The 23,340-nt window shown below is 65.3% G+C and carries 22 protein-coding genes and 1 pseudogene; 10 read left to right on the top strand and 13 right to left on the bottom strand.

Going from position 1 to position 23,340, the window contains the following annotated elements:
• The first annotated feature begins 4 nt into the window (after positions 1–4).
• The 3 genes from ACLQI9_RS07455 to ACLQI9_RS07465 all read left to right on the top strand — a co-directional run bounded on the left by ACLQI9_RS07455 (position 5) and on the right by ACLQI9_RS07465 (position 3,973).
• On the top strand, positions 5–802 hold the full coding sequence (locus ACLQI9_RS07455) for a lysophospholipid acyltransferase family protein (protein ID WP_442384001.1): 798 nt from the start codon (positions 5–7) through the stop codon (positions 800–802).
• Positions 803–805: 3 nt separating this feature from the next.
• Positions 806–2,440, top strand: a complete 1,635-nt coding sequence (gene fadD12 / locus ACLQI9_RS07460; protein WP_442383999.1) for an acyl-CoA ligase FadD12 — start codon at positions 806–808, stop codon at positions 2,438–2,440.
• A gap of 105 nt (positions 2,441–2,545) precedes the next feature.
• On the top strand, positions 2,546–3,973 hold the full coding sequence (locus ACLQI9_RS07465; RefSeq protein ID WP_442383997.1) for a WS/DGAT/MGAT family O-acyltransferase: 1,428 nt from the start codon (positions 2,546–2,548) through the stop codon (positions 3,971–3,973).
• 13 nt (positions 3,974–3,986) lie between these two features.
• Here the strand turns inward: ACLQI9_RS07465 and purQ are convergent, their stop codons facing one another.
• The 3 genes and pseudogenes from purQ to ACLQI9_RS07480 form a co-directional block, all read right to left on the bottom strand.
• A complete protein-coding gene (purQ, locus tag ACLQI9_RS07470; protein ID WP_442383995.1) occupies positions 3,987–4,661 on the bottom strand; it encodes a phosphoribosylformylglycinamidine synthase subunit PurQ in 675 nt (224 codons plus the stop codon).
• Positions 4,658–4,897 carry a phosphoribosylformylglycinamidine synthase subunit PurS gene (purS, locus tag ACLQI9_RS07475; protein ID WP_325679977.1) on the bottom strand — a complete coding sequence of 80 codons (240 nt, stop codon included), beginning with the start codon at positions 4,895–4,897 and terminating at the stop codon, positions 4,658–4,660. Before purS ends, purQ begins: the two co-directional genes overlap by 4 nt.
• A 67-nt stretch (positions 4,898–4,964) precedes the next feature.
• A pseudogene (locus ACLQI9_RS07480) lies at positions 4,965–5,692 on the bottom strand (ATPase).
• On the opposite strand from ACLQI9_RS07480, the gene ACLQI9_RS07485 reads away from it, so the two are divergent.
• Complete coding sequence (locus ACLQI9_RS07485; protein WP_442383992.1) at positions 5,669–6,307, top strand: MBL fold metallo-hydrolase; 639 nt, start codon at positions 5,669–5,671, stop codon at positions 6,305–6,307. The pseudogene ACLQI9_RS07480 and the gene ACLQI9_RS07485 sit on opposite strands and share 24 nt — an antisense overlap.
• Before the next feature lie 67 nt (positions 6,308–6,374).
• Here ACLQI9_RS07485 and ACLQI9_RS07490 read toward each other — a convergent pair whose 3' ends face one another.
• The 3 genes from ACLQI9_RS07490 to ACLQI9_RS07500 form a co-directional block, all read right to left on the bottom strand.
• Positions 6,375–8,048, bottom strand: a complete 1,674-nt coding sequence (locus ACLQI9_RS07490; protein WP_442383990.1) for an FAD-binding dehydrogenase — start codon at positions 8,046–8,048, stop codon at positions 6,375–6,377.
• A gap of 27 nt (positions 8,049–8,075) precedes the next feature.
• Positions 8,076–8,780 (bottom strand): DUF2334 domain-containing protein, encoded by a 705-nt coding sequence (locus ACLQI9_RS07495; protein WP_442383988.1) that lies wholly within the window; start codon positions 8,778–8,780, stop codon positions 8,076–8,078.
• 79 nt (positions 8,781–8,859) lie between these two features.
• A complete protein-coding gene (locus tag ACLQI9_RS07500) occupies positions 8,860–9,348 on the bottom strand; it encodes a glutathione peroxidase (RefSeq protein ID WP_442383986.1) in 489 nt (162 codons plus the stop codon).
• 77 nt (positions 9,349–9,425) lie between these two features.
• On the opposite strand from ACLQI9_RS07500, the gene ACLQI9_RS07505 reads away from it, so the two are divergent.
• A complete protein-coding gene (locus tag ACLQI9_RS07505; protein ID WP_442383984.1) occupies positions 9,426–11,018 on the top strand; it encodes a DHA2 family efflux MFS transporter permease subunit in 1,593 nt (530 codons plus the stop codon).
• Between the two features lie 5 nt (positions 11,019–11,023).
• Here the strand turns inward: ACLQI9_RS07505 and ACLQI9_RS07510 are convergent, their stop codons facing one another.
• On the bottom strand, positions 11,024–11,587 hold the full coding sequence (locus ACLQI9_RS07510; protein WP_442383982.1) for a TetR/AcrR family transcriptional regulator: 564 nt from the start codon (positions 11,585–11,587) through the stop codon (positions 11,024–11,026).
• Positions 11,588–11,680: 93 nt separating this feature from the next.
• Here ACLQI9_RS07510 and ACLQI9_RS07515 point away from each other — a divergent pair, with 93 nt between their 5' ends.
• Positions 11,681–12,130, top strand: a complete 450-nt coding sequence (locus ACLQI9_RS07515; protein ID WP_442383980.1) for a DoxX family protein — start codon at positions 11,681–11,683, stop codon at positions 12,128–12,130.
• On the opposite strand, the gene ACLQI9_RS07520 is transcribed toward ACLQI9_RS07515, so the two are convergent.
• Entirely contained in the window at positions 12,056–14,203 is a 2,148-nt protein-coding gene (locus ACLQI9_RS07520) for a S9 family peptidase (RefSeq protein WP_442383978.1), read from the bottom strand. The genes ACLQI9_RS07515 and ACLQI9_RS07520 overlap by 75 nt on opposite strands.
• Before the next feature lie 123 nt (positions 14,204–14,326).
• On the bottom strand, positions 14,327–15,220 hold the full coding sequence (locus ACLQI9_RS07525; RefSeq protein WP_442383976.1) for a phosphoribosylaminoimidazolesuccinocarboxamide synthase: 894 nt from the start codon (positions 15,218–15,220) through the stop codon (positions 14,327–14,329).
• An 86-nt stretch (positions 15,221–15,306) separates the two neighbouring features.
• On the opposite strand from ACLQI9_RS07525, the gene ACLQI9_RS07530 reads away from it, so the two are divergent.
• Positions 15,307–15,927, top strand: a complete 621-nt coding sequence (locus ACLQI9_RS07530) for a hypothetical protein (RefSeq protein WP_442383974.1) — start codon at positions 15,307–15,309, stop codon at positions 15,925–15,927.
• Here ACLQI9_RS07530 and ACLQI9_RS07535 read toward each other — a convergent pair.
• Positions 15,924–17,174 carry a cytochrome P450 gene (locus tag ACLQI9_RS07535; protein WP_442383972.1) on the bottom strand — a complete coding sequence of 417 codons (1,251 nt, stop codon included), beginning with the start codon at positions 17,172–17,174 and terminating at the stop codon, positions 15,924–15,926. The genes ACLQI9_RS07530 and ACLQI9_RS07535 overlap by 4 nt on opposite strands.
• Positions 17,171–18,589: an adenylosuccinate lyase gene (purB, locus tag ACLQI9_RS07540; protein WP_442391411.1), complete on the bottom strand. Its 1,419-nt coding sequence runs from the start codon at positions 18,587–18,589 to the stop codon at positions 17,171–17,173. The genes ACLQI9_RS07535 and purB overlap by 4 nt, the downstream gene beginning before the upstream one ends.
• A 53-nt stretch (positions 18,590–18,642) precedes the next feature.
• Here purB and ACLQI9_RS07545 point away from each other — a divergent pair, with 53 nt between their 5' ends.
• Positions 18,643–19,500 (top strand): DUF429 domain-containing protein, encoded by an 858-nt coding sequence (locus ACLQI9_RS07545; protein ID WP_442391413.1) that lies wholly within the window; start codon positions 18,643–18,645, stop codon positions 19,498–19,500.
• 5 nt (positions 19,501–19,505) lie between these two features.
• On the opposite strand, the gene ACLQI9_RS07550 is transcribed toward ACLQI9_RS07545, so the two are convergent.
• A complete protein-coding gene (locus ACLQI9_RS07550) occupies positions 19,506–20,174 on the bottom strand; it encodes a TetR/AcrR family transcriptional regulator (RefSeq protein WP_442377048.1) in 669 nt (222 codons plus the stop codon).
• Positions 20,175–20,349: 175 nt separating this feature from the next.
• On the opposite strand from ACLQI9_RS07550, the gene ACLQI9_RS07555 reads away from it, so the two are divergent.
• Both ACLQI9_RS07555 and ACLQI9_RS07560 read left to right on the top strand, forming a co-directional pair.
• On the top strand, positions 20,350–21,258 hold the full coding sequence (locus tag ACLQI9_RS07555; protein WP_442377043.1) for an alpha/beta hydrolase-fold protein: 909 nt from the start codon (positions 20,350–20,352) through the stop codon (positions 21,256–21,258).
• A gap of 75 nt (positions 21,259–21,333) precedes the next feature.
• Positions 21,334–22,041 (top strand): TetR/AcrR family transcriptional regulator, encoded by a 708-nt coding sequence (locus tag ACLQI9_RS07560; protein ID WP_442377041.1) that lies wholly within the window; start codon positions 21,334–21,336, stop codon positions 22,039–22,041.
• Here ACLQI9_RS07560 and ACLQI9_RS07565 read toward each other — a convergent pair.
• Positions 22,038–23,213, bottom strand: a complete 1,176-nt coding sequence (locus tag ACLQI9_RS07565) for a thiolase family protein (protein ID WP_442377039.1) — start codon at positions 23,211–23,213, stop codon at positions 22,038–22,040. The two genes, ACLQI9_RS07560 and ACLQI9_RS07565, sit on opposite strands and share 4 nt — an antisense overlap.
• Positions 23,214–23,340 lie beyond the last annotated feature (127 nt).

Genomic DNA, 23,340 nt, shown 5'->3' on the forward strand with positions numbered 1-23,340 from the left:
AACCATGACGGGCGACAATCACGAGATCGCCAAATGGGATCCGGCGTTCACCAAACAGATCGCGAACGCGGTCGGACCGGTGATCAAGCGGTGGTATCGCGCCGAAGTGCGAAACGTGGAGAACATCCCGCCGGCCGGTGGAGCGCTGGTGGTGTCCAACCACTCCGGCGGCATGTTCACGCCGGACGTGTTGATCTTCTCCCCGGCCTTCTATGACACCTTCGGTTACGACCGCCCCCTATACACGCTGGCCCACTACGGCCTGTTCCTGGGCCCAATGGACGGCTGGCTGCGTCGCCTCGGGGTTATCAAGGCAAGCCGCGAAAACGCCGCCGCCGCACTGCATTCGGACGCGGTAGTACTGGTGTTTCCCGGCGGTGACTACGACTCCTACCGGCCCACGTCGGGCGCGAACACCGTCGACTTCGACGGGCGCACCGGCTACGTCAGGACCGCCATCGAAGCCGGCGTGCCGATTGTGCCGATCGTGTCGATCGGCGGACAGGAAACCCAACTGTTCCTTACCCGTGGCAACTGGCTGGCCCGCCGACTGGGGCTGACCAAAGCCCAGGTAAATATCCTGCCGCTGAGCTTCGGGTTCCCGTTCGGCCTGTCTGCGGTCTTGCCGCCGAACCTGCCGCTGCCGGCCAAGATCGTCACCGAGGTGCTGGAGCCCATCGACGTCATCGCTCGCTTCGGCGACGACCCCGATGTCGAGGAGGTCGACGCCCACGTACGTGCGGTGATGGAGGCCGCGCTGAAGCGGCTAGCCGGTCAGCGCCGGTTCCCCATCCTGGGCTAAGCGATGTCTGCGGTCACCGACACGATTGGCCTGTTGCAGACCCTGCTGCGGGCACGGCTGATCGCGCCGATGCGGCCGGACCGGTATCTGCGGATGGCCGCCGCGATGCGCCGCGAGGGCATGACGCCCACTGCCGGCTTCGCGGCCGCGGCGCAGCGCTGCCCCGACCGGCCGGGGCTGATCGACGAGCTGGGCACGCTGACCTGGCGGCAACTACACGAGCGCTGCGACGCGTTCGCCGCCGCGTTGCAGGCATTGCCCGGCGGCACACCGAAGCTGATCGGGATCATGTGCCGCAACCACCGGGGTTTCGTCACCGCACTGGTCGCTGCCCATCGCGTGGGCGCCGACGTGCTTCTGCTGAACACCTCGTTCGCCGGCCCCGCGCTGGCCGAGGTGGTCACTCGCGAAAGGGTGGACGCGGTGATCTACGACCAAGAGTTCACCGCCACCGTCGACCGCGCACTTGCCGAAAGTCCACACTCGACACGTATCCTCGGCTGGGCCGAGACACCGCCCGCCACAACGGATCTCAGTGTCGAGGCGTTGGCCGATGCGCACGCCGGACAGCGGACACGCCCGGCCGAACGCAAGAGCAGGCTGATCCTGCTGACCTCCGGCACCACCGGCACACCCAAAGGCGCGCAGCCGTCATCGGGCGGAGGGCCCAACGAACTGAAGGCCGTGCTCGACCGGATACCGTGGCGGGCCGAACAGGCCACCGTGATCATGGCGCCGATGTTTCACGCGTGGGGCTTTTCCCAGCTGGTGTTTTCGGCGCTGATGGCGTGCACGATCGTCACGCGGCGCAAATTCGACCCCGAGGCAACCCTGCAACTCCTCGACGGGCAGCACGCAACCGGGCTCGTCGTCGTGCCGGTGATGTTCGACCGGATCATGGAGCTGCCCGACGAGGTGCTCGATCGGTACCCATGCCGGTCGCTGCGATTCGCGGCGGCGTCCGGCTCACGGATGCGTCCTGACGTGGTGGTGGCGTTCATGGACCGGTTCGGCGACGTGATCTACAACAACTACAACGCCACCGAGGCCGGCATGGTGGCCACCGCGACGCCGAGCGACTTGCGCGCCGCGCCTGACACCGCCGGAAAGCCGGTGCAGGGCACACAGATTCGCATCCTTGACGACGCAGGAGCCGAGTTGGCGAGCGGCCAGACCGGTTCGATCTTCGTGCGCAGTCTCACCCTGTTCGACGGGTACACCACCGGGGCGGGCAAAACTTTTCGCGACGGCTTCATGGCGTCGGGCGACGTCGGGTTCCTCGATGACGCCGGCCGGTTGTTCGTGGTGGGACGCGACGACGAGATGATCGTCTCCGGCGGCGAGAACGTGTACCCGATCGAGGTCGAGAAGGTCTTGGCGCGGCATCCCGACGTCACCGAGACGGCGGTGCTCGGCGTCGACGACGAACAATACGGGCAACGCCTGGCCGCGTTCGTGGTGTTGCGCGACCGCGCCTCGGCCAACCCGGAGACATTACGCGCGCATGTTCGGGACAACCTGGCCAACTACAAGGTCCCGCGGGAAATCGTGCTGCTCGACCAGCTGCCGCGGGGCGGCACCGGCAAAATCGCGCGACGCGACCTACAGGCGATGCTGAGCGCTCCCGGCGACTTGTGAACTGCGGAACCGGAATCGGCGAAACCGGCGAAAACTCCATCTCATAGGTGCTTGCATGGACCTGTCGGGTCGTCGCACGAGGCCGTAAAAGACAAGGTGCAGCGCGTGAAAAGACTCAACGGTATGGACGCCATGCTGCTCTACAGCGAGACGCCGAACCTGCACACCCACACGCTGAAGGTGGCGATCATCGACGCCGCCGACTTCGACGGCGAGTTCAACTACGAGGCCTTTCGGCGCCATCTGCGCCGCCGGCTACACCTACTGGACCCGTTGCGTTACAAACTCGTCGATATCCCTTGGCGGCTGCATCACCCGATGTGGTTGGAGAACTGCGAGGTCGACCTCGATTACCACGTCCGGCGAGTGCGGGTGCCGGCGCCCGGCGGCCGCCGAGAGCTCGACCGGGTCATCGGCGAGGTGGCCTCCACGCCGCTGGACCGTAGCCGCCCGCTTTGGGAGTTTCACTTCGCCGAGGGCCTGGCCGGGGGCCGGTTCGCGTTGATCGGCAAGGTTCATCACGCGCTGGCCGACGGTGTCGCCTCGGTCAATCTGTTGGCACGTGCGATGGATCTGGAGGACGGGCCGACCGATGAACGCGACAACGACGGTGCCGGCGTCACACCGACGACCGCTGAGCTGCTGCGCGCCGCCGGACGCGACCACATCCGGCAAGTCGCCGAGCTACCCGGGCTCCTCAGAGATGCCACACTAGGGTTCACCCGGGTGCGCCGCCGCTCCAAAGAGCGCGGCGACCACCCGGACCTGGCCGACGCGTTCGACGCGCCACCGACCTTCCTCAATCACGTGGTATCGCCGCAGCGGCGATTCGCCACTGCCGCGCTGCGGCTAGCCGATGTTAAAACGACCGCCAAGGCGTTGGGCATCACGATCAACGACCTGGTGCTGGCGACAGCGGCGGGTGGCTTGCGAAAGCTGTTGTTAAGCTACGACGGCAAAGCCGATCGACCGATCATCGCGTCGGTACCGACCGCCACCGACAAGTCGGACCGCGTCACCGGCAACGAGATCAGCGGTCTGTCCATTTCGTTGCCGGTGCACGTCGCCGACCCCGCCGAGCGGGCGCGGCTGGTGGCACTGGCGACCAAGATCGCCAAGGAAGACCACGAAATCCTCGGCCCACGCCTGTACGGCCAACTGATGGCCTATTTGCCGACGGCGATTGCCCCCGCGGCATTTCGGTGGCTGGGTCATCGCGACGCGCCGAACAAGATGATGAATGTGGCCGTCTCCAGCGTGGCCGGGCCGCGCCAGCGCGGACACTTCGGCGGCGCGCCGGTCAGCGAGATCTACTCGACCGGCGTGCTCTCCCCCGGTGCCCCGGTCAACATCACCGTGTGGAGCTACGTCGACCAGCTCGGCGTGGCGGTGCTCACCGACGACCAGACCTTCAATGATCCGCATGAAGCGACCGATGCGCTCGTCGAGGCCTTTGGCGAATTACGCAGTGCTGCAGGTCTTTCAGAGCAGAGCAGCGAGCCGGATCTGGTGGCTGAGCACGCGTTGCGCTGACCCCCACCCGCTATTACGCGGCCAGAACAGCGTCCAGCGCCGAATAGAATAGACCGAGCCCGTCGTCGGACGGCCCGGTCAACGCCTCGATGGCGTGCTCGGGGTGCGGCATCAGCCCAACCACGCGGCCGTTGGCTGAGCTGATACCGGCGATGTCGGATTGCGAGCCGTTCGGGTTGTCGTGATAGCGGAACACAACCCGGCCTTCACCTTCCAGCTCGTTCAGCACGTCGGCGGAGGCCACGTAGCGCCCCTCACCCGACTTCAACGGGATCAGCAGGTCGGCGTCGGGCTCGAAGCGCGACGTCCACGCCGTCGCCGTCGACGTCACCCGTAGCCACACATCGCGGCACACGAAATGTAGTCCGGCGTTTCGGGTCAGCGCGCCGGGCAGCAGCCCAGCCTCACATAGGACCTGAAAACCGTTGCAAATCCCTAAAACCGGCAACCCACGGCCGGCAGCAGCGATGACTTCGCCCATCACCGGAGCGAACCTGGCGATTGCGCCGGCCCGCAGATAGTCGCCATAGGAGAACCCGCCCGGCACCACCACCGCCTCAACACCCTTGAGGTCGGCGTCGGCATGCCACAGGCTGATGGGCTCGGCGCCGACGACACGCACCGCCCGAGCGGCGTCCACGTCGTCGAGCGTCCCGGGAAAGGTGATGACGCCGATACGAGCCGTCACTGCGCTTCCCGGCTTACTGTCCAGTCTTCGATCACTGTGTTCGCCAACAGCGACTCGGCGATCTCGGCAAGCGCCGAATCGTCGACACTGTCGTCGACTTCGAGTTCAAACCGCTTGCCCTGCCGCACATCTGAGATGCCGGCATGCCCAAGCCGCCCTAATGCGCCGACGATCGCCTGACCCTGCGGGTCGAGAATCTCGGCCTTGGGCATCACGTGCACAACCACCCGGGCCACCCGCGCTCCTCCTACTGATTCGGTTTGCTCGGCGCCAACTCTACCGGTCGATACCGGGGACGTCTTACTAGCACGAGCCGATGTAGGCCGCGCAAACCGGCGACGTCATGGCGTCCAGAACTGGGGCGTCGGAAATCACCGGCCAGGGGACCTGCGGTGGCTCCGAAGACCACAGCGTCAGTTCGCTGATGGTGCTGTTTTCCGGGTGCGCGACCAGGTAGGTGTGCATGATCACCGGTCCGCTGATCACCGCGGCCAGCCGATTGGGCTCGTCGACGGTGACCGATGGAGACTCTCCCGCAGCGCCCAGCTGGCAACCGCGCAGCGCGTCCGCGGCGACGCCGAACACCGACGACGCGTTATCGCCGCCGCGTGCAGTGTCGCCACGCCAATGCAGGACCTGGGCCTGCAACTGCCACTGACCTCCGGCGTTGGTGACAGTCGCCCGGCCCGCGACCGCCGAGTTGCGGGTGTCCTGCGGGAAGGCGGGAGTGGCACACACCTCCTCAAACCGGAACCGCGGCGTCGCCGTCCCGGTCATCGGCATCGCCACCCCGGCCAGCGACGGCCAGCGGTATGTCGAGTTCAGCGGTATCGCGTTGGGCAGGACCCATGCCGTGTCCGGGATCCGGTCGCACACTGGCGGGCAGGTCTCCTGGTCCGCGTGGGCGGCAGCCGACGACACACACCCGACGGCCACGCAGCTTGCGATCAGCATCGTCGCCAGGACTAGGCGCATGCCAGGCACCCCATGAGCGCACAATCGTAGACATGCAACTCACGCATTTTGGCCATTCCTGCGTACTCGCCGACTTCGGCCACACCACCCTGTTGTTCGACCCGGGAAATTTCTCGCACGGTTTCGAGGGCATCACCGGCCTGTCGGCCATCATTATCACTCATCAACACCCCGATCACGTCGACACCGCCCGGTTGCCCGCGCTACTCGACGCCAATCCAGGCGCAGCGCTCTACGCGGATCCGCAGACCGCCGAGCAGCTTGATCTGCCGTGCCAGCCGGTGCAGGTCGGCGACGAGCTCTCGGTCGGCGATTTGACCATCCGCGCACTCGGTGGCCGACATGCCGTGATCCACCCGGAAATTCCAGTGATCAACAACATCTCGTACCTGGTCGGTGACGGCGAGCACCCCGCCCGGTTCATGCACCCCGGCGATGCGCTGTTCGTCCCGGACGAGCCGATAGACATCTTGGCCGCTCCGGCGGCGGCGCCGTGGATGAGAATTTCCGAGGCAGTGGACTACCTGAGGGCGGTGGCGCCGAACCGGGCAGTGCCCATTCACCAGGGCATCATCACTCCGGATGCCCGCGGCATCTACTACGGCCGACTCACCGAGATGACCACCACCGACTTCCAGGTGCTGCCCGAAGAAGACGCGGTCACCTTTTAATGCGCGAGCAGACGCAAAAGCCCCCAACGCGGCGGCGTGTCGGGGGCTTTTGTGTCTGCTCGGCCGGTTAGGCGATGTCGCTTGCGGCACCGCGGCCGGCGGCGCGACCCGAGAAGATGCACCCACCCAGGAACGTTCCCTCCAGGGCCCGGTATCCGTGCACACCACCGCCGCCGAAACCGGCCACCTCGCCGGCCGCGTAAAGCCCGTCGAGCGGAGTCCCATCGCCCTTGAGCACTCGCGAGTCCAAATCGGTCTCCAACCCGCCCAACGTCTTTCGGGTCAGGATGTGCAACTTGACCGCGATCAGCGGTCCGGCTTTGGGATCCGCCAACCGGTGCGGAGCAACCACTCGGCCCAGCCGGTCGCCGAGATACTTACGGGCAGCACGGATCGCGGTGATCTGGCTGTCCTTGGTGAAACGGTTCGCCACCTCGCGATCGCGCGCGGTGACCTCTTCCGCCACCGTCGCGTAGTCCAGCTGCAGCACATCGGGCAACTTGTTCATGGCAGTCACCAACTCGCGTAATGAGTTTGCGCTGACGAAGTCGACGCCCCGATCGACGAAGGCCTGCACCGGACCCGGCGGCCCGGACCGGGCCCGCGACGACAGCAGCTGGCGGACGCTGCGCCCGGTCAGGTCTGGGTTCTGTTCCTGCCCGGACAGGGCGAATTCCTTCTCGATGACCTTGGCGTTCAGGACAAACCAAGTGTAGTCGTAGCCCGACTTCGCGATGTACTCCAGCGTGCCGAGAGTGTCGAAACCTGGATACAGCGGTACCGGCAGCCGCTTGCCCTTGGCGTCCAGCCACAGCGACGACGGACCCGGGATGATCCGGATGCCGTGCAGCGGCCAGATCGGGTCGTAGTTGGTGATGCCTTCGGTGTAATGCCACATCCGGTCGCGGTTGATCACCCGGGCGCCGGACTTCTCGGTGATCGCGATCATCCGGCCGTCGACGTGGGCGGGCACCCCGCACAGCAGTTGCTCGGGGACGCGGCCCATCCGCTTCGGCCAGTTCGCTCGCACCATATCGTGATTGCCGCCGATACCCCCGCTGGTGACTATCACCGCCGAAGCGCGAAACTCGAACTGCCCAACCGATTTTCGTGATGACGGCACGCCGCGCGGTTCCGTTGAGGGTTCCAAGACGGTGCCCCGGACCCCGGTCACCGCGTCGCCCTCGATGATCAGCTCGTCCACTTGGTGCCGGTGCGCGAAACGCACCTTCGGATGGTCCCGCAACCGCCGCGCGAAGATCTCCACGATGGCCGGCCCGGTTCCCCAGGTGATATGGAAGCGGGGCACCGAGTTGCCGTGCCCCTGCGCGTCGTAGCCGCCGCGCTCGGCCCACCCGACCAGCGGAAAGATCTGCAGGCCCCTGGCACGCAACCAGCTACGTTTCTCCCCTGCGGCGAAATCGACGTAGGCATGGGCCCATTGCCTCGGCCAGTAGTCTTCCGGACGGTCGAACGCCGCAGTGCCAAGCCAATCCTGCAGAGCGAGTTCGTGACTGTCGCGAACGCCCAGGCGGCGCTGCTCGGGGCTGTCGACGAAGAACAAGCCGCCGAACGACCAGAACGCCTGCCCGCCGAGGTTGGCGCTGTTCTCCTGGTCGAGGATGAGCACCCGCATATCACGGTCCACCACTTCGCAGGCGGCCACTAGGCCGGCCAGGCCCGCCCCGACGATGATGACATCAGCGGTCGGCCCCGCCGATCCGGCTGCGGTATCGCTCATGGCGCTACACAGTAGCGACCCGAGCTGTCAGGCTGCGTCGAGAACCGTCTGAAGGGCCCGCCACTGATACACGGTAGGTGAACAGGTTTGCAGCAACGCCAGGTCCACCGCGTCCAGCATCGCTTGCCGCGGCCCGGGTTTGCGCAGGTGACGGGCCGCGACCGCGACCCGGACGACGCCGTCCCGGCGGGCCACCCGCTCGGCCGACAGCACCAGCATCCGGCACCACCACGGCTCAGTCAGGAATCCTTCTCCGATGCCCAGCACCCGTGCCCGCACGGTCGTCTGCCGGACCAAGTCGGTGATCCCGTGCAGATCGGCGAGGAGTCGAAACCCATTGCGCGGCAGTGCATTAACCGTGCCCGGCGACGCCGTCCAACCCGGCGCCGCGAATAGCCGGGTGCGCAGCCCGAGGTGCTCGAGCACTCGGTCGGCGGCCATCAGTCGCAGGTTGGCCTCGTGGGCGGGCAGCGCCGCGAACTCGCCGCGTCGTTTCTTGGTTGCGGCCTCGTCATAGCCGTTCAGCAGGATCGCGTCACCGGCGGCACGCCGGCCGGCCAGCCACTCGACGGTGTGCGGGTCACGATCAAGCCGGTAGCCGCCCTTCAACCGCGGGGCCACCAACAACGACACCGGCACCGCCCGGGTGTCCATCAGCGCGCAGAACTCGGCGACGTCATCCAACGTACGTTCACAGATCCCGGAGACCGAAACGATCAACTTCCCAGACACACCACAATTTTGACGATGCCAGGTGTCCAGATGGTGACATACACGCGGACAATGAGCGTCGATCCGGCTCTGTGACCAGCTAATTCGGCAGTACAGCCTCGATCGCGGCGATAATCTCCGGCGCGTCGGGCACCGTCCGTGGACGGAATCGGTTGACCACGTTTCCGCCGGGAGCGATCAGAAACTTCTCGAAGTTCCACTGCACGTCGCCGGCCTCCCCGCCGGCGTCGGGTGTCTTGGTCAGTTCCGCGTAGAGCGGATGCCGGCCAGGCCCGTTGACCTCGGTTTTGGCTAACAGCGGAAACGTCACGCCGTAGCTGGTGGAACAAAAGGTTTGGATTTCTTCGGCGGTGCCGGGCTCTTGGCCCATGAATTGATTGCACGGAACTCCAAGGACCGTGAGCCCGCGGTCGCCGTAGTCTCGCGCAAGCTGTTCCAGCGCAGCGTACTGCGGCGTCAGGCCACACTTGGACGCCACGTTGACCACCAGGACCGCATGGTCGCTGTAGTCGGCCAGTGACGTCGGACGACCGTCGAGTGTGGTCAAAGCGATCTGGGTCACAGTCATACCCGGCAGGCTACCCCCATCGCACCTAGCGCAAAGTATGTTGGTCAGCTAGCTAGTTTGTCGTTAGGCTGGCGATCATGGTTTCTCGCGCGGCGCCGTTGACTGCGAACATCGAACCGGTATCCGGCGATCTGCCTGACTATCCAGATAATCTCGACGCCGGCCTACTGCGCATCGCCGGAGTCTGCATTTTCGCCTCGGTGATGGCGATCCTGGACGGCACGGTCGTCAGCGTGGCACAGCGCACGTTCATCGGGGAGTTCGGATCCACTCAGGCCATCGTCGCGTGGACGATAACGGGTTACGCGCTCGGGCAGGCCACCGTGATCCCGCTGGCCGGTTGGGCATCCGACCGGTTCGGCACCAAGCGGCTGTTCTTAGGCGCGGTTTTGTGGTTTACCTTGGCGTCCCTGCTGTGTTCGATGGCATCAAACATCACCGAGCTCATCGCGTTTCGAGTGATACAAGGACTCGGCGGCGGGATCCTGGTGCCGTTGACGTTGATCATCTTGACGCGCGAGGCCGGACCACGGCGGCTCGGCCGGTTGATGGCGGTGCTGGGTATCCCGATGCTCCTGGGCCCGATGTGCGGGCCGGTCCTCGGCGGCTGGCTGATCGGCGCCTACGGCTGGCCATGGATTTTCCGGATCAACCTGCCACTCGGCGTGATCGTGCTGGTTCTCGCGGCGTTGTTGTTTCCGAGAGATCGCCCGAGACCGTCGGAGACGTTTGACTTCGTCGGGATGCTGCTGCTGTCGCCCGGGTTGGCAACACTGCTCTTCGGTATTTCGTCGGTTCCACGACGCGGCACGTTCACCGACAACCATGTGTGGATACCGGTGGCCATCGGAATGACCTTGATCACCACGTTTGTTCTGCATGCGCTGCACCGTGCCGAGCACCCACTGATCGACCTGCGGCTGTTCAAGAATCGGGTGGTGACGTCGGCCAACTCGGCAATGTTCGTGTTCTCGGTCGGATTCTTCGGCGCCGTCCTGGTGATTCCCAGTTATCTCCAACAGCTGCTGCATGAGACGCCGCTGCAGTCGGGGCTGCAGCTGATCCCGCAGGGACTCGGTGCGATGCTGGCGATGCCGCTCGCCGGTACCTTGATGGACAAACGTGGACCCCGCAATATCCTGCTCGTCGGGATCGCGCTGATCAGTACCGGACTGACCGTATTCGCCTACGGTGCTTGGAAACAAGCGGACTACCTGCCGATCCTGCTGGTGGGACTGATCATTACCGGCATCGGCCTAGGCTGCACTTTGACGCCGCTGTCCGGAGCGGCGGTACAGACGTTAGCGCCCCACCAGGTGGCGCGCGGGTCAACACTGCTCAGTGTCACTCAGCACGTCGCCGTTTCGGTCGGCACCGCATTGATGTCGGTGATTTTGACGAGTCAGTTCAACCGCAGCGAAAGCATCACCACCGCAGAGAAACTCGGGATCCTCAAAGGAAAACTCGTGAAGCACGGTGCACCGGCGCCGTCCCACCACGAGGTCTTACCGGATTTCACCATCCGGCTTATGCACGACCTCACACACGCGTACACGGTCGTCATCGTGGTGTCGATCCTCGTTGTCGCGTTGGCGCTTGTGCCCGTCGCGTTCCTGCCCAACAAGCCGCCGTCGGCGGCCAAGCGCCAGCCGCCGGTGCCGGCCTACTAGGAGCGCTACTCCTCGAACAGCATCGCCGCAATCCGCTCGACGGTGGCCATCGGATCGGTGGCCTTTAGCTCAGCGTTTACCGCGTCGTTGAGCCACAGCATCGAAAACCCATGCACCAGTGACCAAGCCGCCAGCTGTGCACCGCGCGGATCGGCTTGGGCGTGCTGATCCGGCAGCGACGCGACGCCGCGAGACAACTCAGCTCCGGCGGCCGCTTGGGCGGCGACCAGTTCGCGGTTCGACGGATCGACCAGCGACTTGTCGAACATCACCCGGTAGTGGCCGGGATGTTCGATGGCAAATCGCACGTACGCCAGCGCAGCATCGAGGAATCGGGGCCGCGCCTCAGCCAGGCCCGCGGCCAACAACTCGAACCCCTGAGCGGCCAGCGCGGTGAACAAGCCGCGCCGATCGGTGAAGTGGTGCGCCGGCGCGGCGTGTGACACCCCCGCTTCCCGCGCCAACTCGCGCAGTGACACCCGGTCGGCGCCGCGCTCATCGACAAGACGTGCGGCCTCGGTCAGGATCGCGGCCCGCAGGTCCCCGTGATGGTAGGTCGGACGACTCATAATGCCAGCATAACTGGCAAACTTGACAATGACTAGTTAAGTCCGTAAGCTCGCCGCAACAGAACTTGTCAGTGTCTAGATTGGAGAGTTGACATGGCTCCGTTGATCACCCTGCTCGCGGGAAGCATCGTGGCCCGAATCGTGGGCTGGCTCGGCGTCGACTATGTCGACACCTGGACTAAAGCGATCGCCATCGGCCTGGCCGCGATGTTCGTTCTGACCGGTGTCGCGCACTTCGTCCCGCCACTGCGCGCTGCCCTGATTGCGATCGTGCCTCCACAGCTGCCGGCACCCGGTCTGCTGGTGACTCTCACCGGGGTGCTGGAGTTCCTCGGCGCCGCAGGCCTGGTGGTACCGGCCACCCGGGTCGCTGCGGCGGTTTGCCTGCTGCTGTTGATGCTGGCGATGTTCCCGGCCAACATCTACGCGGCGCGGATGCCCAATCCGCCCAAGTCGATGATTACGCAGCTACCCCTGCGCACCGCTGAGGAGATCGTCTACCTGGCCGCTGCCGTAGTGGTCGCGATCGGCGGCAGCCAGTAACCAGGCGAACTGGTAGGCCACCTCTTTCCAGCGCTCGTAACGCCCGCTGATACCACCATGGCCGGCGGTCATCTGGGTCTTCAGCAGCACCGGATTGCCATCGGTTTTGGTGTGCCGCAAGGCCGCTACCCATTTCGCGGGTTCGACATAATAGACCCTGGTGTCGTTCAGCGAGGTCATCGCAAGGATCGGCGGATACTTCTGGGCCGCGATGTTCTCGTACGGCGAATAGGATTTCATGTAGTGGTAAACATCGCTGTCGCTCAATGGGTTTCCCCATTCGTCCCACTCGGTGACGGTCAGCGGCAGCGATGGATCGAGAATCGTCGTAAGCGGGTCGACGAATGGGACCTGCGCCAGGATTCCGGCGAACAGATCGGGAGCCGTGTTGGCCACCGCGCCCATGAGCAGCCCACCGGCGCTGCCGCCCAAGGCGACCAGCTGCTCCTGTCGGGTCAGTCCGGAGTCCACCAGATGGTTCGCAACCGCGACGAAGTCAGTGAACGTGTTCTTCTTCTCCAGCAGCTTGCCGTGCTCGTACCACAGCCGACCCATCTCGCCGCCGCCGCGGACATGCGCGACGACAAACGTCATTCCACGGTCCAGCAGCGACAGCCGAGCGATGGAAAACCGCGGATCCTCACAAATCTCATAAGCGCCGTAGCCGTAAACAAGTGCCGGAGCGGGGAATTCGATGTCAGCACGGTGCACGATTGAGATCGGAATCCGGCTTCCGTCGGCCGCGTACGCCCAGTCACGGCGTTCGACGTACTCCACGCGCCGGTAGTCGCCGAGCACCGGCTGCTCGCGCAAAAGGGTGCGCTCGCCAGTGACGAGATCCAGGTCGTAGATCTGCGCCGGGGTGACAAACGATCCCGCGCCGATGCGCAGCTTAGGTGAGTCCCAATTCGGGTTGGCGCCAAGGCCGGCCGACATCAGCTCAGAGTCGAACGAGATCTCCTCGGGCCGTCCGTAGCCATCGCCGTCGATGGGCCACAGCTGAATTCGCGGCAGCGCTTCGCCGCGGTAGCTGATCACCAGATGGCCGGCGAACGCGTCAACGCCATCCAGCCTCACATCGTCGCGGTGGCCGATCAACGTGTGCTGCGCCCCGGGATCCTCGGCAGGCGCCTCCACAAGCGTGAAATTGACCGCACCGTCGTTGTGCAAGATCAAAAACCGGTTTTGCCCGTCGACGATTGCGTGTTCCACCGAATACTCGACACCGTCGCGCCGGGGCAGCACCGTGACGAACTCGGCGTGTGGGTCGCCTGCATCCGCGTAGCGGACCTCCGAGGTGATGGCCGACGCCGACACGATCAGCACATAGGCATCACTGCGGGTCCGGCCCACCGCAACCCAAAACCGCTCGTCGGCTTCGTGATACACCTTCTCCGCGGGCAAACCCGAGGCGAGCCGGTGCCGCCACACCGTTTCGGGACGCCACGCCGCGTCGACCGTGACGTAGTAGACGGTTCGGCTGTCGGTGGCCCAGGTCGCCCCTGCGCCGATACCGACGATCTCGTCCGGGTATTGCTCGCCCGTGCGGAGGTCTCTGAACCGCAACGTATAACGCTCATCACCGACTACGTCGATGGAGTACGCCAGCACATTGCCGTCGGGGCTGACGCTGGCGGCGCCCAGCGAGAAGTAGTCGTGTCCCTCGGCTTCGACGTTCTCGTCGAGAAGTATCTGCTCACCGGTGATCTCGGTGTGTTCGTCGAAGATCGGCGGGTTCCAATCGGCCGGATCGGTTACCGGGCAGCGACATTGGACACCGTATTGCTTGCCTTCAAAGCTGCGGGCGTAATACCACCAGTCGCCACGTCGGATCGGTACCGACAGGTCGGTTTCCTTCGTGCGTGCTTTGATCTCGTCGAAAATCCGCTGCCGCAGCGGTTCAAGCTGGGCGGTCGCCTGATCGGCGTACTCGTTCTCCGATTCCAGGTAAGCGATCACCTCGGGACTGGACTTGTCGCGCAGCCATTCATATGGGTCGACGAACACGTCACCGTGAAACTCCCGCCGACTCTCCACCCGCTTGGCGACGGGCGGTCCAGATGCCCCGGTCATGAGCGCCGCTCTCCCCCGCAAGCGGGAGCGGCCCCCACCCCATCTCTTCGCTCTGCATCGTCGCCGGCGCCGGTCATGCCCCGACCTCCTCATCGCTCCGCTCTGCATCGTCGCCGGCGCGGCTCATGCTCCCGGCCCGATCCAGTCGTCGAAGCGCAGGCTGGAAATCCGTTCGTAGGCTTCGATGTAACGGTCGCGGGTGGCGTCGATGATGCTCTCGGGCAGCGGCGGTGGAGGTTGAGATCCCGAGCGGTCCCAACCGGAGTCGGGGCCCGTCAGCCAGTTACGGACGAACTGCTTGTCGAAACTGGTCTGCACCTCGCCGACGCGGTAATCGGCGGCCGGCCAGTATCGCGAGGAATCGGGTGTGAAAATCTCGTCGGCCAGCACCAAGTTGTCGTGCGCGTCGATGCCGAACTCGAATTTGGTGTCTGCGATGATGATTCCTCTCCTTAGCGCGTGGTCGGCCGCCTGTACATAGGTCTGTACAGTACGGTCGCGCAATTGGTTGGCACGGACGCCGCCTACCAGCTGGATCACCTGTGCGAACGAGACGTTCTCATCATGTTGCCCAAGTTCGGCTTTCGTCGCGGGCGTGAACAGCGGTGAGGAGAACCTGCTGGCCTCCACCAGGCCCGGAGGCAATGTGATGCCACAGACTTTGCCGGTCTGCTGGTAGTCCAGTAGTCCCGAACCGGTCAGGTAGCCGCGGGCGACGCACTCCACCGGAAGCATCTTCAGCTCTCGCACCACCAGTGCGCGGCCGAGGACCTCGTCGGGGATGCGCGGATCGTCGGGCGGACCGGCGAGGTGGTTGGGCGCCTCGACGAGGTCGAAGAAGAACACGCTCATCGCGGTCAAAATCCGGCCTTTGTCGGGAATCGTGCTGTCGAGCACATAGTCGAACGCTGAAATCCGGTCGGTTGCCACGAACAACAGGTGATCGTCGTCGGTGCGGTACAGCTCGCGGACCTTGCCACTGGCCAGGTGCCGATAGTCGGACAGAGCGGGACGCATCGGGACAGCCTAGCCGGGCTCCTCCTCGGGTCGTGCCGGCCACCTCAAAGGCCACCTGCAAAGCGACCCTGTGTTGGGATCAGGCTATGAAATCGCGGTTTCTCCCTTATGCCACTACTCCGGGCCGACTGTTGGCCCAGTTGCTCAGTGATGTCGTCGTCGTCATTTGGACGTTCATCTGGGTGCTCGTCGGCCTGGCCGTCCACAGCGCGGTGTCGACCATCGCCGCGGTGGGTCGACAGGTCGAAGGCGGCGCGGGCGGTGTCGCCGACAGCCTCAAGTCGGCGGGCCATAGCGCCGATAGCATCCCGCTGGTCGGTGACACGGTGAGCAAGCCGCTGACGGCGGCCAGTAAGGCCGCCCTCGACATCGCCGGGGCCGGGCACAACCTGGACACCACCGCGACCTGGTTGGCGGTGGTGCTGGCGCTGGCCGTCGCTGCGCCGCCGGCCCTTGCGGTGGTGATGCCTTGGTTGGTGTTGCGCATCCGGTTCTTCCGGCGCAAGTGGACCGTGAGCACGCTGGCGACCACACCGGCCGGCGAACAATTGCTGGCGCTGCGGGCATTGGCCAACCGGCCGCTGCGCAGGCTGGCCGCCGTCAGCCCCGACCCCGTCGGTGCCTGGCGCGTGGCGGATCCGCGCGCGATCCGAGGCCTGGCCGCCCTCGAGCTACGGTCGGCGGGAATTGCCGTCAGAGTGCACTAACCGCGCAATTCGACGACCAGGTGCCGGATACCGGTATGCCGGTTGCTGCGAGTCCATTCGACCGGCCGCACGACCCGCACCGTGTGGAAACGCGACAACAGCTCTTCGAACAGCACTCGCAATTCCAGCCGGGCCAGATTGGCACCCAGACAGTAGTGCACACCCTGGCCGAAACCCAAGTGCGGATTGGGCTTTCGGGTGATATCGAACTCATCGGCGCGGTCGAAGACGCTGGCGTCACGGTTGGCGGAGCCTTCCCAGATCTGTACCTTCTGTCCCACGTCGATCGACACTTCGCCGAGCGTGACGGTGCGTGTGGCAGTGCGCCGCTTGGACGGCGACGGCGACGTCCACCGGACCATCTCCTCGACCGCCGTGGGCAGCATGCCCAAATCCTCACGCAGCGCGCGCAGTTGCTCCGGATGTTCCGCCAGCGCCAGCAGCCCACCCGCAACTGCGTTGCGCGTCGTCTCCGCGCCGGCGCTGAACAGCAGACTGAAGAACAGATACAGCTCGAGATCGGACATGGCCGGCGCGGCTTCCCCTCCGAAGTCGTCCGGCTTTGCGTTGGCGACTGCCGACAACATATCGTCGGTCGGCGCAGCACGCTTCGACGCGATCAGCTCCTGGCCGTAGGCATACATCCGCGACCCGGCCTCCTCGGCCGACATCTGGGCAAGGGACGCCTTGCGCGATCCGCCGAGGTCGAACTGCGGCTCGATGGCCTCGAAGAGCCAATGTCGTTCGGATTCCGGCACTCCCAACAGGATGCAGATCATCTGCATCGGCAGTTCGGCGGCGATGTCCACCAGAAAGTCGAACGGTTCGCCCTGCACCACCGCGTCCAACAGCCGACACGCCCGGCCGCGAAGGTCATCTTCGACGAGGCGGATCATCCGCGGCGTCAGCCCGGAGCTGACGAGTCGCCGAATCTGCGAGTGGCGGGGATCGTCCATCATGTTCAGGACTTGGCCCGCGATGGCCAGATCCTGCAACAGCGTGCCGCCGAACGGTCGATCACCACCGGTGACCGATGAGAATGTCACCGGATCCTTCAGCACCGCAAGCGTTTCCGCATACGTGGAAACGGACCAGAAGCCCTCTCCGTCGGGAGTGTGCACGGTCGGCTGGTGCCAGTACACCGGCGCTTCGCGCCGATGGACAGCGAACAATTCGTGCGGAAATCCGTTGGCGAAGTTGTCCAGATCGGTGAAGTCGATCCCCGAAAGGGCGCCGGCGAGAGTCATAGGATGGCGCCCGGCGTGTACTTGGCCGCGTCCGGGTAGCGCGCGACCACTGCGTCCACCGCCGCGACCACAGCGTCGACCTGGTCGCCGGCGGCACCGATGAACGCCTGCTTGTCGGCCAGCGCGGCATCCAGCGCCGGCCGGTCCAGCGGCAGTCGCGGATCGGCGGCCAGCCGCTCGAGCAGCTCGGGCTCGGCGCCGCGTTCCCGCATCGCCAGTGCGGCGGCCACCGCGTGTTCTTTGATGACCTCGTGGGCGGCTTCACGACCCATCCCCGCGCGCACCGCCGCGATCAGAACCTTGGTGGTGGCGAGGAACGGCAGGTATCGGTCCAGCTCGCGCTGGATCACGGCGGGGTAGGCACCGAATTCGTCGAGCACGGTCAGCATCGTCTCGATCTGCCCGTCGACGGCGAAGAAGCTGTCCGGCAACGTAACTCGGCGTACTACCGAGCAGAAAACGTCGCCTTCGTTCCACTGCGTGCCGGCCAATTCAGCGGCCATCGAAGCGTAGCCGCGCAGCAGCACCTGTAGCCCGTTGACCCGCTCGCAACTGCGGGTGTTCATCTTGTGCGGCATCGCCGACGAGCCGACCTGGCCCGGCGCGAAACCCTCGGTCACGAGGTCATGGCCGGCCATCAGTCGGATCGTCTGCGCCAGTGACGACGGCCCCGCGCCCAACTGCACCAGAGCGGACACCACGTCGTGGTCCAGCGAACGCGGATATATCTGTCCCACACTGGTCAAAACCGTTGTGAATCCTAAGAAGTCGGCAATGCGTCGTTCCAGTTCAGCCAGCTTCGCCACGTCGCCGCCGAGCAGGTCGAGCATGTCCTGGGCCGTGCCCATCGGGCCTTTGATGCCGCGCAGCGGGTAGCGGTCGATCAGTTCCCGCAGCCTGGTCAACGCCAGCAGGGTCTCCTGCGCTGCCGAGGCGAACCGCTTGCCCAATGTGGTGGCCTGCGCGGCGACGTTGTGGCTGCGTCCGGCCATCACCAGGTCGCGGTAGGTCACTGCACGCTCGGCCAGCCGGGCCACCACTGCCACGCCGTGGCAGAACACCAATTCCATCGACCGGCGAATCTGCAGTTGCTCGACGTTCTCGGTCAGGTCGCGGCTGGTCATGCCCTTGTGCACTTGTTCGTGGCCGGCTAGCGCGTTGAATTCCTCGATGCGGGCCTTGACGTCATGGCGCAGCACCCGCTCGCGGGCGGCGATCGAAGCCAGGTCGACATCGTCGAGCACCCGCTCGTAGTCGGCCACGGCAGCTTCGGGGACTTCGACCCCCAATTCCGCCTGCGCCCGCAGCACCGCCAGCCAGAGCCGCCGCTCGGCGACGACTTTGGCCTCCGGCGACCAGATCGCCACCATCTCGGCGCTGGCGTAGCGGTTGGCCAGTACGTTCGGGATTGTCACAAACACACAGCTTAACGGCGCCGCTACGCCCGCGGATCAGGCACAGTAGCCCCATGCACTTCGTTGGGCTCGATCTCGCCTGGGGCGAAAAGAACAGCACCGGTGTTGCGGTCATCGATTCCGACGGCCGACTTCTGCACGTCGGTACCGCGCACGACGACGCGAGCATCGAGGCCGCGGTGTCGCCCTATGTCAGCAACGACTGCCTGGTGGCCATCGACGCGCCGCTGATCGTGAAGAATTTGACCGGGCACCGGCCCTGCGAAGCGGCGCTCAACCACGACTTCCAACGGTTCGACGCGGGAGCACGCCCGGCATTTGCTGAGAAGCCCGAATTCAACGATCCTCGCGGCGCCCGGATAGCGACGGCTCTCACTCTCGACATGAATCCTCTATCGAGTTCGCCACGACGGGCGATAGAGGTGTATCCACACCCGGCGACCATCGTGTTGTTCGGCCTGGACAAGATCCTGAAGTACAAGAGGGGCCCCTTCGAGGTCCGTCAGCATGAGCTGCTGCAATTGATGACGCTGATCGAGGGACTCGACAAGGCAACACCGCGGCTGCGGGTGAATCACAGCGTGTCGTGGGTGGAACTGCGCAGACGCGTTGCCGCCGCTACTCGACCGGGACAGCTCGACAGAGACGAAGATCCGGTCGACGCCGTGCTTTGTGCCTACGTCGCGCTGTATTGGTATCACCGGCCGGAAGACGTGACCGTATATGGCGACTTCGCGACCGGCTACATCGTCACACCGACTCTTCCGGCGGATCTGGCGCCCGCGCCCCGCCGTCGTCCAGCCACACAGCCCGACACGGACGAATTGCGTGAGCGGCTCGCGCACCTCGCCGCGCTGCTCGACGAAGCACAACGCGGGTTAGCCGCGATCCGCCGACAGCTGGACCGCTGACGGGGTCAAATCTGTACGACGCGCTGGTCGATCGGTGCCAGCGAGTCAATGACGTCGATCACAGTGGCCCGCGCGACGGTACGGGGATCCTCCCCCTCGTCTACCAAGGCGGAGACCACCGCGCCATCGACCGTGCAAATCAACGCTGAGACAAGCTCGAGGCGCATCGAGCGTCCCGACCGCTCGATCACGTCGGCGATGGCGTCAACGCGCTGACGCAAGATGCGCCGTTGGATGTCGCGCAGCGCAGGCAGGCGGGCACAGGCGATGTGGCGCTCGTAGCGCGAAATCAGCTGTTCGATTAAGCGCGGACCAGATTCGCTGCCGACAAGGAGGTCGACCAGCAGGTCGGCCGTGGTCTCGGCGCCGCGGCGGCGGCGGGACAACGTGGCGACCTGGGCGCGCAGCTGTGCCACCTCCAGCATCCCGATATGGGCGACCGCACTGGCGATGAGGTCATCGAGGCTAGAGAAGTAATAGGTGGTTGAGGCCAGCGGAAGGCCTGCCCGGCGCGCGACGGCGCGGTGGCGGACCGCCTCGAACCCGCCTTCGCACAGTAGTTCGGCGGCGGCGCTGACCAGCGCGTATCGCCGACGTTCGCCCTTTGGAGTCGCGGCACCCTTGAGAGTGGCAGTTGCCTTGGCAGTGACTGCAGGCGCGGGGGCGACAGCCACCTTGGGCGTGACAGCTGCCGCGGGAGCGACAGCTCCCGTGCGGCTAATAGCTGCAGTCACCTACGTCATGGTGCCAGTCAGGCTGGTGCCGCATTGCCCTTTCGGGCAAACGCCCGATGTGATGTGGGTACCTCCAGCCACGCAGCCGCGAGGCGATGAGCAGCGGCGCTTTATCATGACCGGCATGTCGGACTTGAGTCGTCGCGCTGTGTTGCGCCTTGGCGCCGCTGCGGCGACGGGAGCGCTGGGCGTCTACGCGCTGGACAGGTTGATTCCAGCGCGGCCTCCGCTCACCGCGCCGGTAACGATGACCGGCACCGGCGTTCCGCTGGCGCCGCGCCCGCCGCTGGACCCGGCTCCCGCGCCGGTCGCGGCCCCGACGATGGTGACCGGCTCGTTCGTGTCGGCGGCCCGCGGCGGGGTAGCCACCAACTGGGCGATCGCCCGGCCGCCGGGTCAAACCAAACCCCTGCGACCGGTGATCGCGCTGCACGGCAAAGGAAGTAGCGCGGCCACCGTGATGGACGGCGGCGTCGAACAGGGCCTGGCCCAAGCCGTCAACGCCGGCCTACCGCCTTTCGCAGTGGTCTCTGTCGACGGTGGCGGAAGTTATTGGCACAAAAGGGCTTCCGGCGAGGATTCCGGCGCCATGGTGTTGAACGAGCTCATCCCGATGCTGGACAGCAAGGGCCTCGATACCTCCCGGGTCGCTTTTCTGGGCTGGTCGATGGGCGGTTATGGCGCGCTGTTGCTCGGCGGCCGACTCGGAGCAGCCCGCACCGCAGCGATCTGCGCGGTGAGTCCGGCACTGTGGTTGTCGCCCGGGGCGGCCGCACCGGGCGCATTCGACGGTCCTGACGATTGGTCGGCCAATTCGGTATTCGGGATGCGCGCGCTGGCGTCCATCCCGATTAGGGTCGACTGCGGCAACAGCGATCCGTTCTACAACGCGACTCGGCAGTTCGTCGCTCAGCTGCCCAGCCCGCCGTCGGGCGGGTTCTCGCCCGGCGGGCACAACGCATCGTTCTGGGGCGCGCAACTGCCCGCCGAATTGACCTGGATGGCACCGCTGCTGACTGCGTAAGTTGATTCAAGCCATTACCAGAAGCCTTACGATATCTGATACGATAGTGCGTTCGAAGCGTCGGAGGTCACCGAATTGGCGAGGCAGGCAACCGCGGACAAGCGGCAGCGGCGTCAACGTGGGTCGATCAGCGTCGACGAGATCATCAAAGGCGCGTTCGAAGTAGCCAGGGAAGTATCGGTTGACGGCTTGAGCATGCCGCTTTTGGCCAAGCACCTCGACGTCGGTGTAACGAGCATCTACTGGTACTTCCGGAAAAAGGACGATCTGCTCAACGCGATGACCGATCGCGCACTTGGCCAGTACGACTTCGCGACACCGTTTGTCGAAGGCCAGGATTGGCGGGATTCGTTGCGCAATCACGCTCGAAAAATGCGCCAGACCTTCCGGAGCAATCCGATCCTTTGCGATCTGATCCTGATCCGCGGCACCTTCGGCCGGGAGGCAACCCAGGCCGCCTTCCAGAAGCTCGAGAAGGCGGTCGCCACCCTGGTGGAGGCGGGCCTATCGCCCGAGGACGCCTTCGACACCTACGCCAGCATCTCGGTTCACACCCAAGGTGCGGCCGTCCTGGAACGGCTGCAGGACAGATCCGGCGGGGCTGAACCGTATCGCCGCAGCGGAATGTCGGTCATCGATCCCGAGACGATGCCGCTGATCGCCGCACTGACCGAGAAAGGTCACCGGATCGGCGTAGCCGACGACATCAACTTCGAGTACGGCCTCAACTGCATTCTCGAGCACGCAAGCCGGCTCATCGCGTCGCGCAAAGAAGCCGTTTAGACCTCGACGACGACGGCGCCGCCCTGGCCGCCACCCGCGCACATCGCTGCCACACCGATCCCGCCGCCGCGGCGGCCCAATTCATGCACCAGCGTGGTGAGCATCCGGGCGCCGGAGGCCGCGATGGGATGCCCCAGGCTGCAGCCACTGCCGTAGATGTTGACCCGATCCTCGTCGAGCCCATACTCCCGGCATGCGGCGATCGGCACCGAGGCGAACGCCTCGTTGATCTCCCACAGTGTGACGTCGCCGGGCGCCAGACCGGCGCGGTCCAGCACCTTGCCGATCACCTTCACCGCGCCCAGACCGGTGTCTTTCGGTTCGATGGCGGCGGACGCCCATGCCTTGACCGAGCCCAGCACGGTGAGCCCGGCGGACCGGGCGAAGTCCTCGTCGGCCAGTGTCAGCGCGGCGGCCGCGTCGTTGGTGCCGCTGCTGTTGCCTGCGGTGATGGAAAAACCCTCGATCTCAGGGTGCAGCACCTTCAGCGACGCAAGCTTCTCCAGGCTGGTCTCGCGGCGAGGGTGCTCGTCCACGCTGAACTCCACCAATGCGTCGTCGAGGCCCTTGATCTTCAACGGGACGATCTCGTCGACGAAGGCGCCGTCATCGATTGCCGCAATGGCGCGTTGGTGCGAACGCAACGCCCAGGCATCCATCTCTTCGCGACTGATCCCGACTGCTTGGGCGGTGTTCCACCCCACCGTGATCGACATGTCGCGGGTCGGCGCATCGGGCGACTCGACGTGCGTGGGCGGGATCCATCGCTCTTCGAACTCCAGGGTCGGCCCGGGGATACGCCAGTTCATCAGCGGGCTCATGGACAGCGACTGCACTCCGCCGCCGACAATGACCTTCTCGGCGCCCGAACCGATCTGCGCGGCCGCATTGGCAACCGCCGTGAGGCTGCCCGCACAATGCCTGTTGACGGCCTGGCCGGGCACCGAGAACATCCCGGAGCTCGCCGCCGCGTAGCGCGCGAGATCACCGCCGCCGTAATGAGATTCGGCGAAGATCACATCGTCGATATTGGCCGGCTCGACTCCGGAGCGTCGGACCGCTTCTTGCAGGATGGTGGTGGCGAGGATCTCGGGCGGAGTGTTGACCAATGAACCCTTGAATGACGTTCCGATAGCGGTCCGGACGGCACTGACGACGACGGGCTTGGGCATGTGGCCAACCTTTTGGGATTCGGGAGGACTTCGAGACGGCAATCGTATCAGCTACCGTAGCGCCGACGATATCGGGTGCTTGCTGCACATAGCAGGCGTTGGGACACTGGAATCTCGCACCCGTGCG

Origin of the sequence: Mycobacterium sp. (assembly GCF_052143115.1) — a bacterium.
In the GTDB taxonomy this organism is placed as follows: Bacteria; Actinomycetota; Actinomycetes; order Mycobacteriales; family Mycobacteriaceae; genus Mycobacterium.

Bases quoted from the DNA above. Each gene is read 5' to 3' on its own strand.
- ACLQI9_RS07485 (WP_442383992.1), top strand. From the start codon at position 5,669: ATGCAACTCACGCATTTTGGCCATTCCTGCGTACTCGCCGACTTCGGC.
- ACLQI9_RS07500 (WP_442383986.1), bottom strand. From the start codon at position 9,348: ATGACTGTGACCCAGATCGCTTTGACCACACTCGACGGTCGTCCGACG.
- ACLQI9_RS07490 (WP_442383990.1), bottom strand. From the start codon at position 8,048: ATGAGCGATACCGCAGCCGGATCGGCGGGGCCGACCGCTGATGTCATC.
- ACLQI9_RS07545 (WP_442391413.1), top strand. From the start codon at position 18,643: ATGCACTTCGTTGGGCTCGATCTCGCCTGGGGCGAAAAGAACAGCACC.
- ACLQI9_RS07520 (WP_442383978.1), bottom strand. From the start codon at position 14,203: ATGACCGGGGCATCTGGACCGCCCGTCGCCAAGCGGGTGGAGAGTCGG.
- ACLQI9_RS07555 (WP_442377043.1), top strand. From the start codon at position 20,350: ATGACCGGCATGTCGGACTTGAGTCGTCGCGCTGTGTTGCGCCTTGGC.
- ACLQI9_RS07525 (WP_442383976.1), bottom strand. From the start codon at position 15,220: ATGCGTCCCGCTCTGTCCGACTATCGGCACCTGGCCAGTGGCAAGGTC.
- ACLQI9_RS07535 (WP_442383972.1), bottom strand. From the start codon at position 17,174: ATGACTCTCGCCGGCGCCCTTTCGGGGATCGACTTCACCGATCTGGAC.
- ACLQI9_RS07565 (WP_442377039.1), bottom strand. From the start codon at position 23,213: ATGCCCAAGCCCGTCGTCGTCAGTGCCGTCCGGACCGCTATCGGAACG.
- ACLQI9_RS07515 (WP_442383980.1), top strand. From the start codon at position 11,681: ATGGCTCCGTTGATCACCCTGCTCGCGGGAAGCATCGTGGCCCGAATC.
- fadD12 (WP_442383999.1), top strand. From the start codon at position 806: ATGTCTGCGGTCACCGACACGATTGGCCTGTTGCAGACCCTGCTGCGG.
- ACLQI9_RS07505 (WP_442383984.1), top strand. From the start codon at position 9,426: ATGGTTTCTCGCGCGGCGCCGTTGACTGCGAACATCGAACCGGTATCC.
- ACLQI9_RS07510 (WP_442383982.1), bottom strand. From the start codon at position 11,587: ATGAGTCGTCCGACCTACCATCACGGGGACCTGCGGGCCGCGATCCTG.
- ACLQI9_RS07530 (WP_442383974.1), top strand. From the start codon at position 15,307: ATGAAATCGCGGTTTCTCCCTTATGCCACTACTCCGGGCCGACTGTTG.
- ACLQI9_RS07455 (WP_442384001.1), top strand. From the start codon at position 5: ATGACGGGCGACAATCACGAGATCGCCAAATGGGATCCGGCGTTCACC.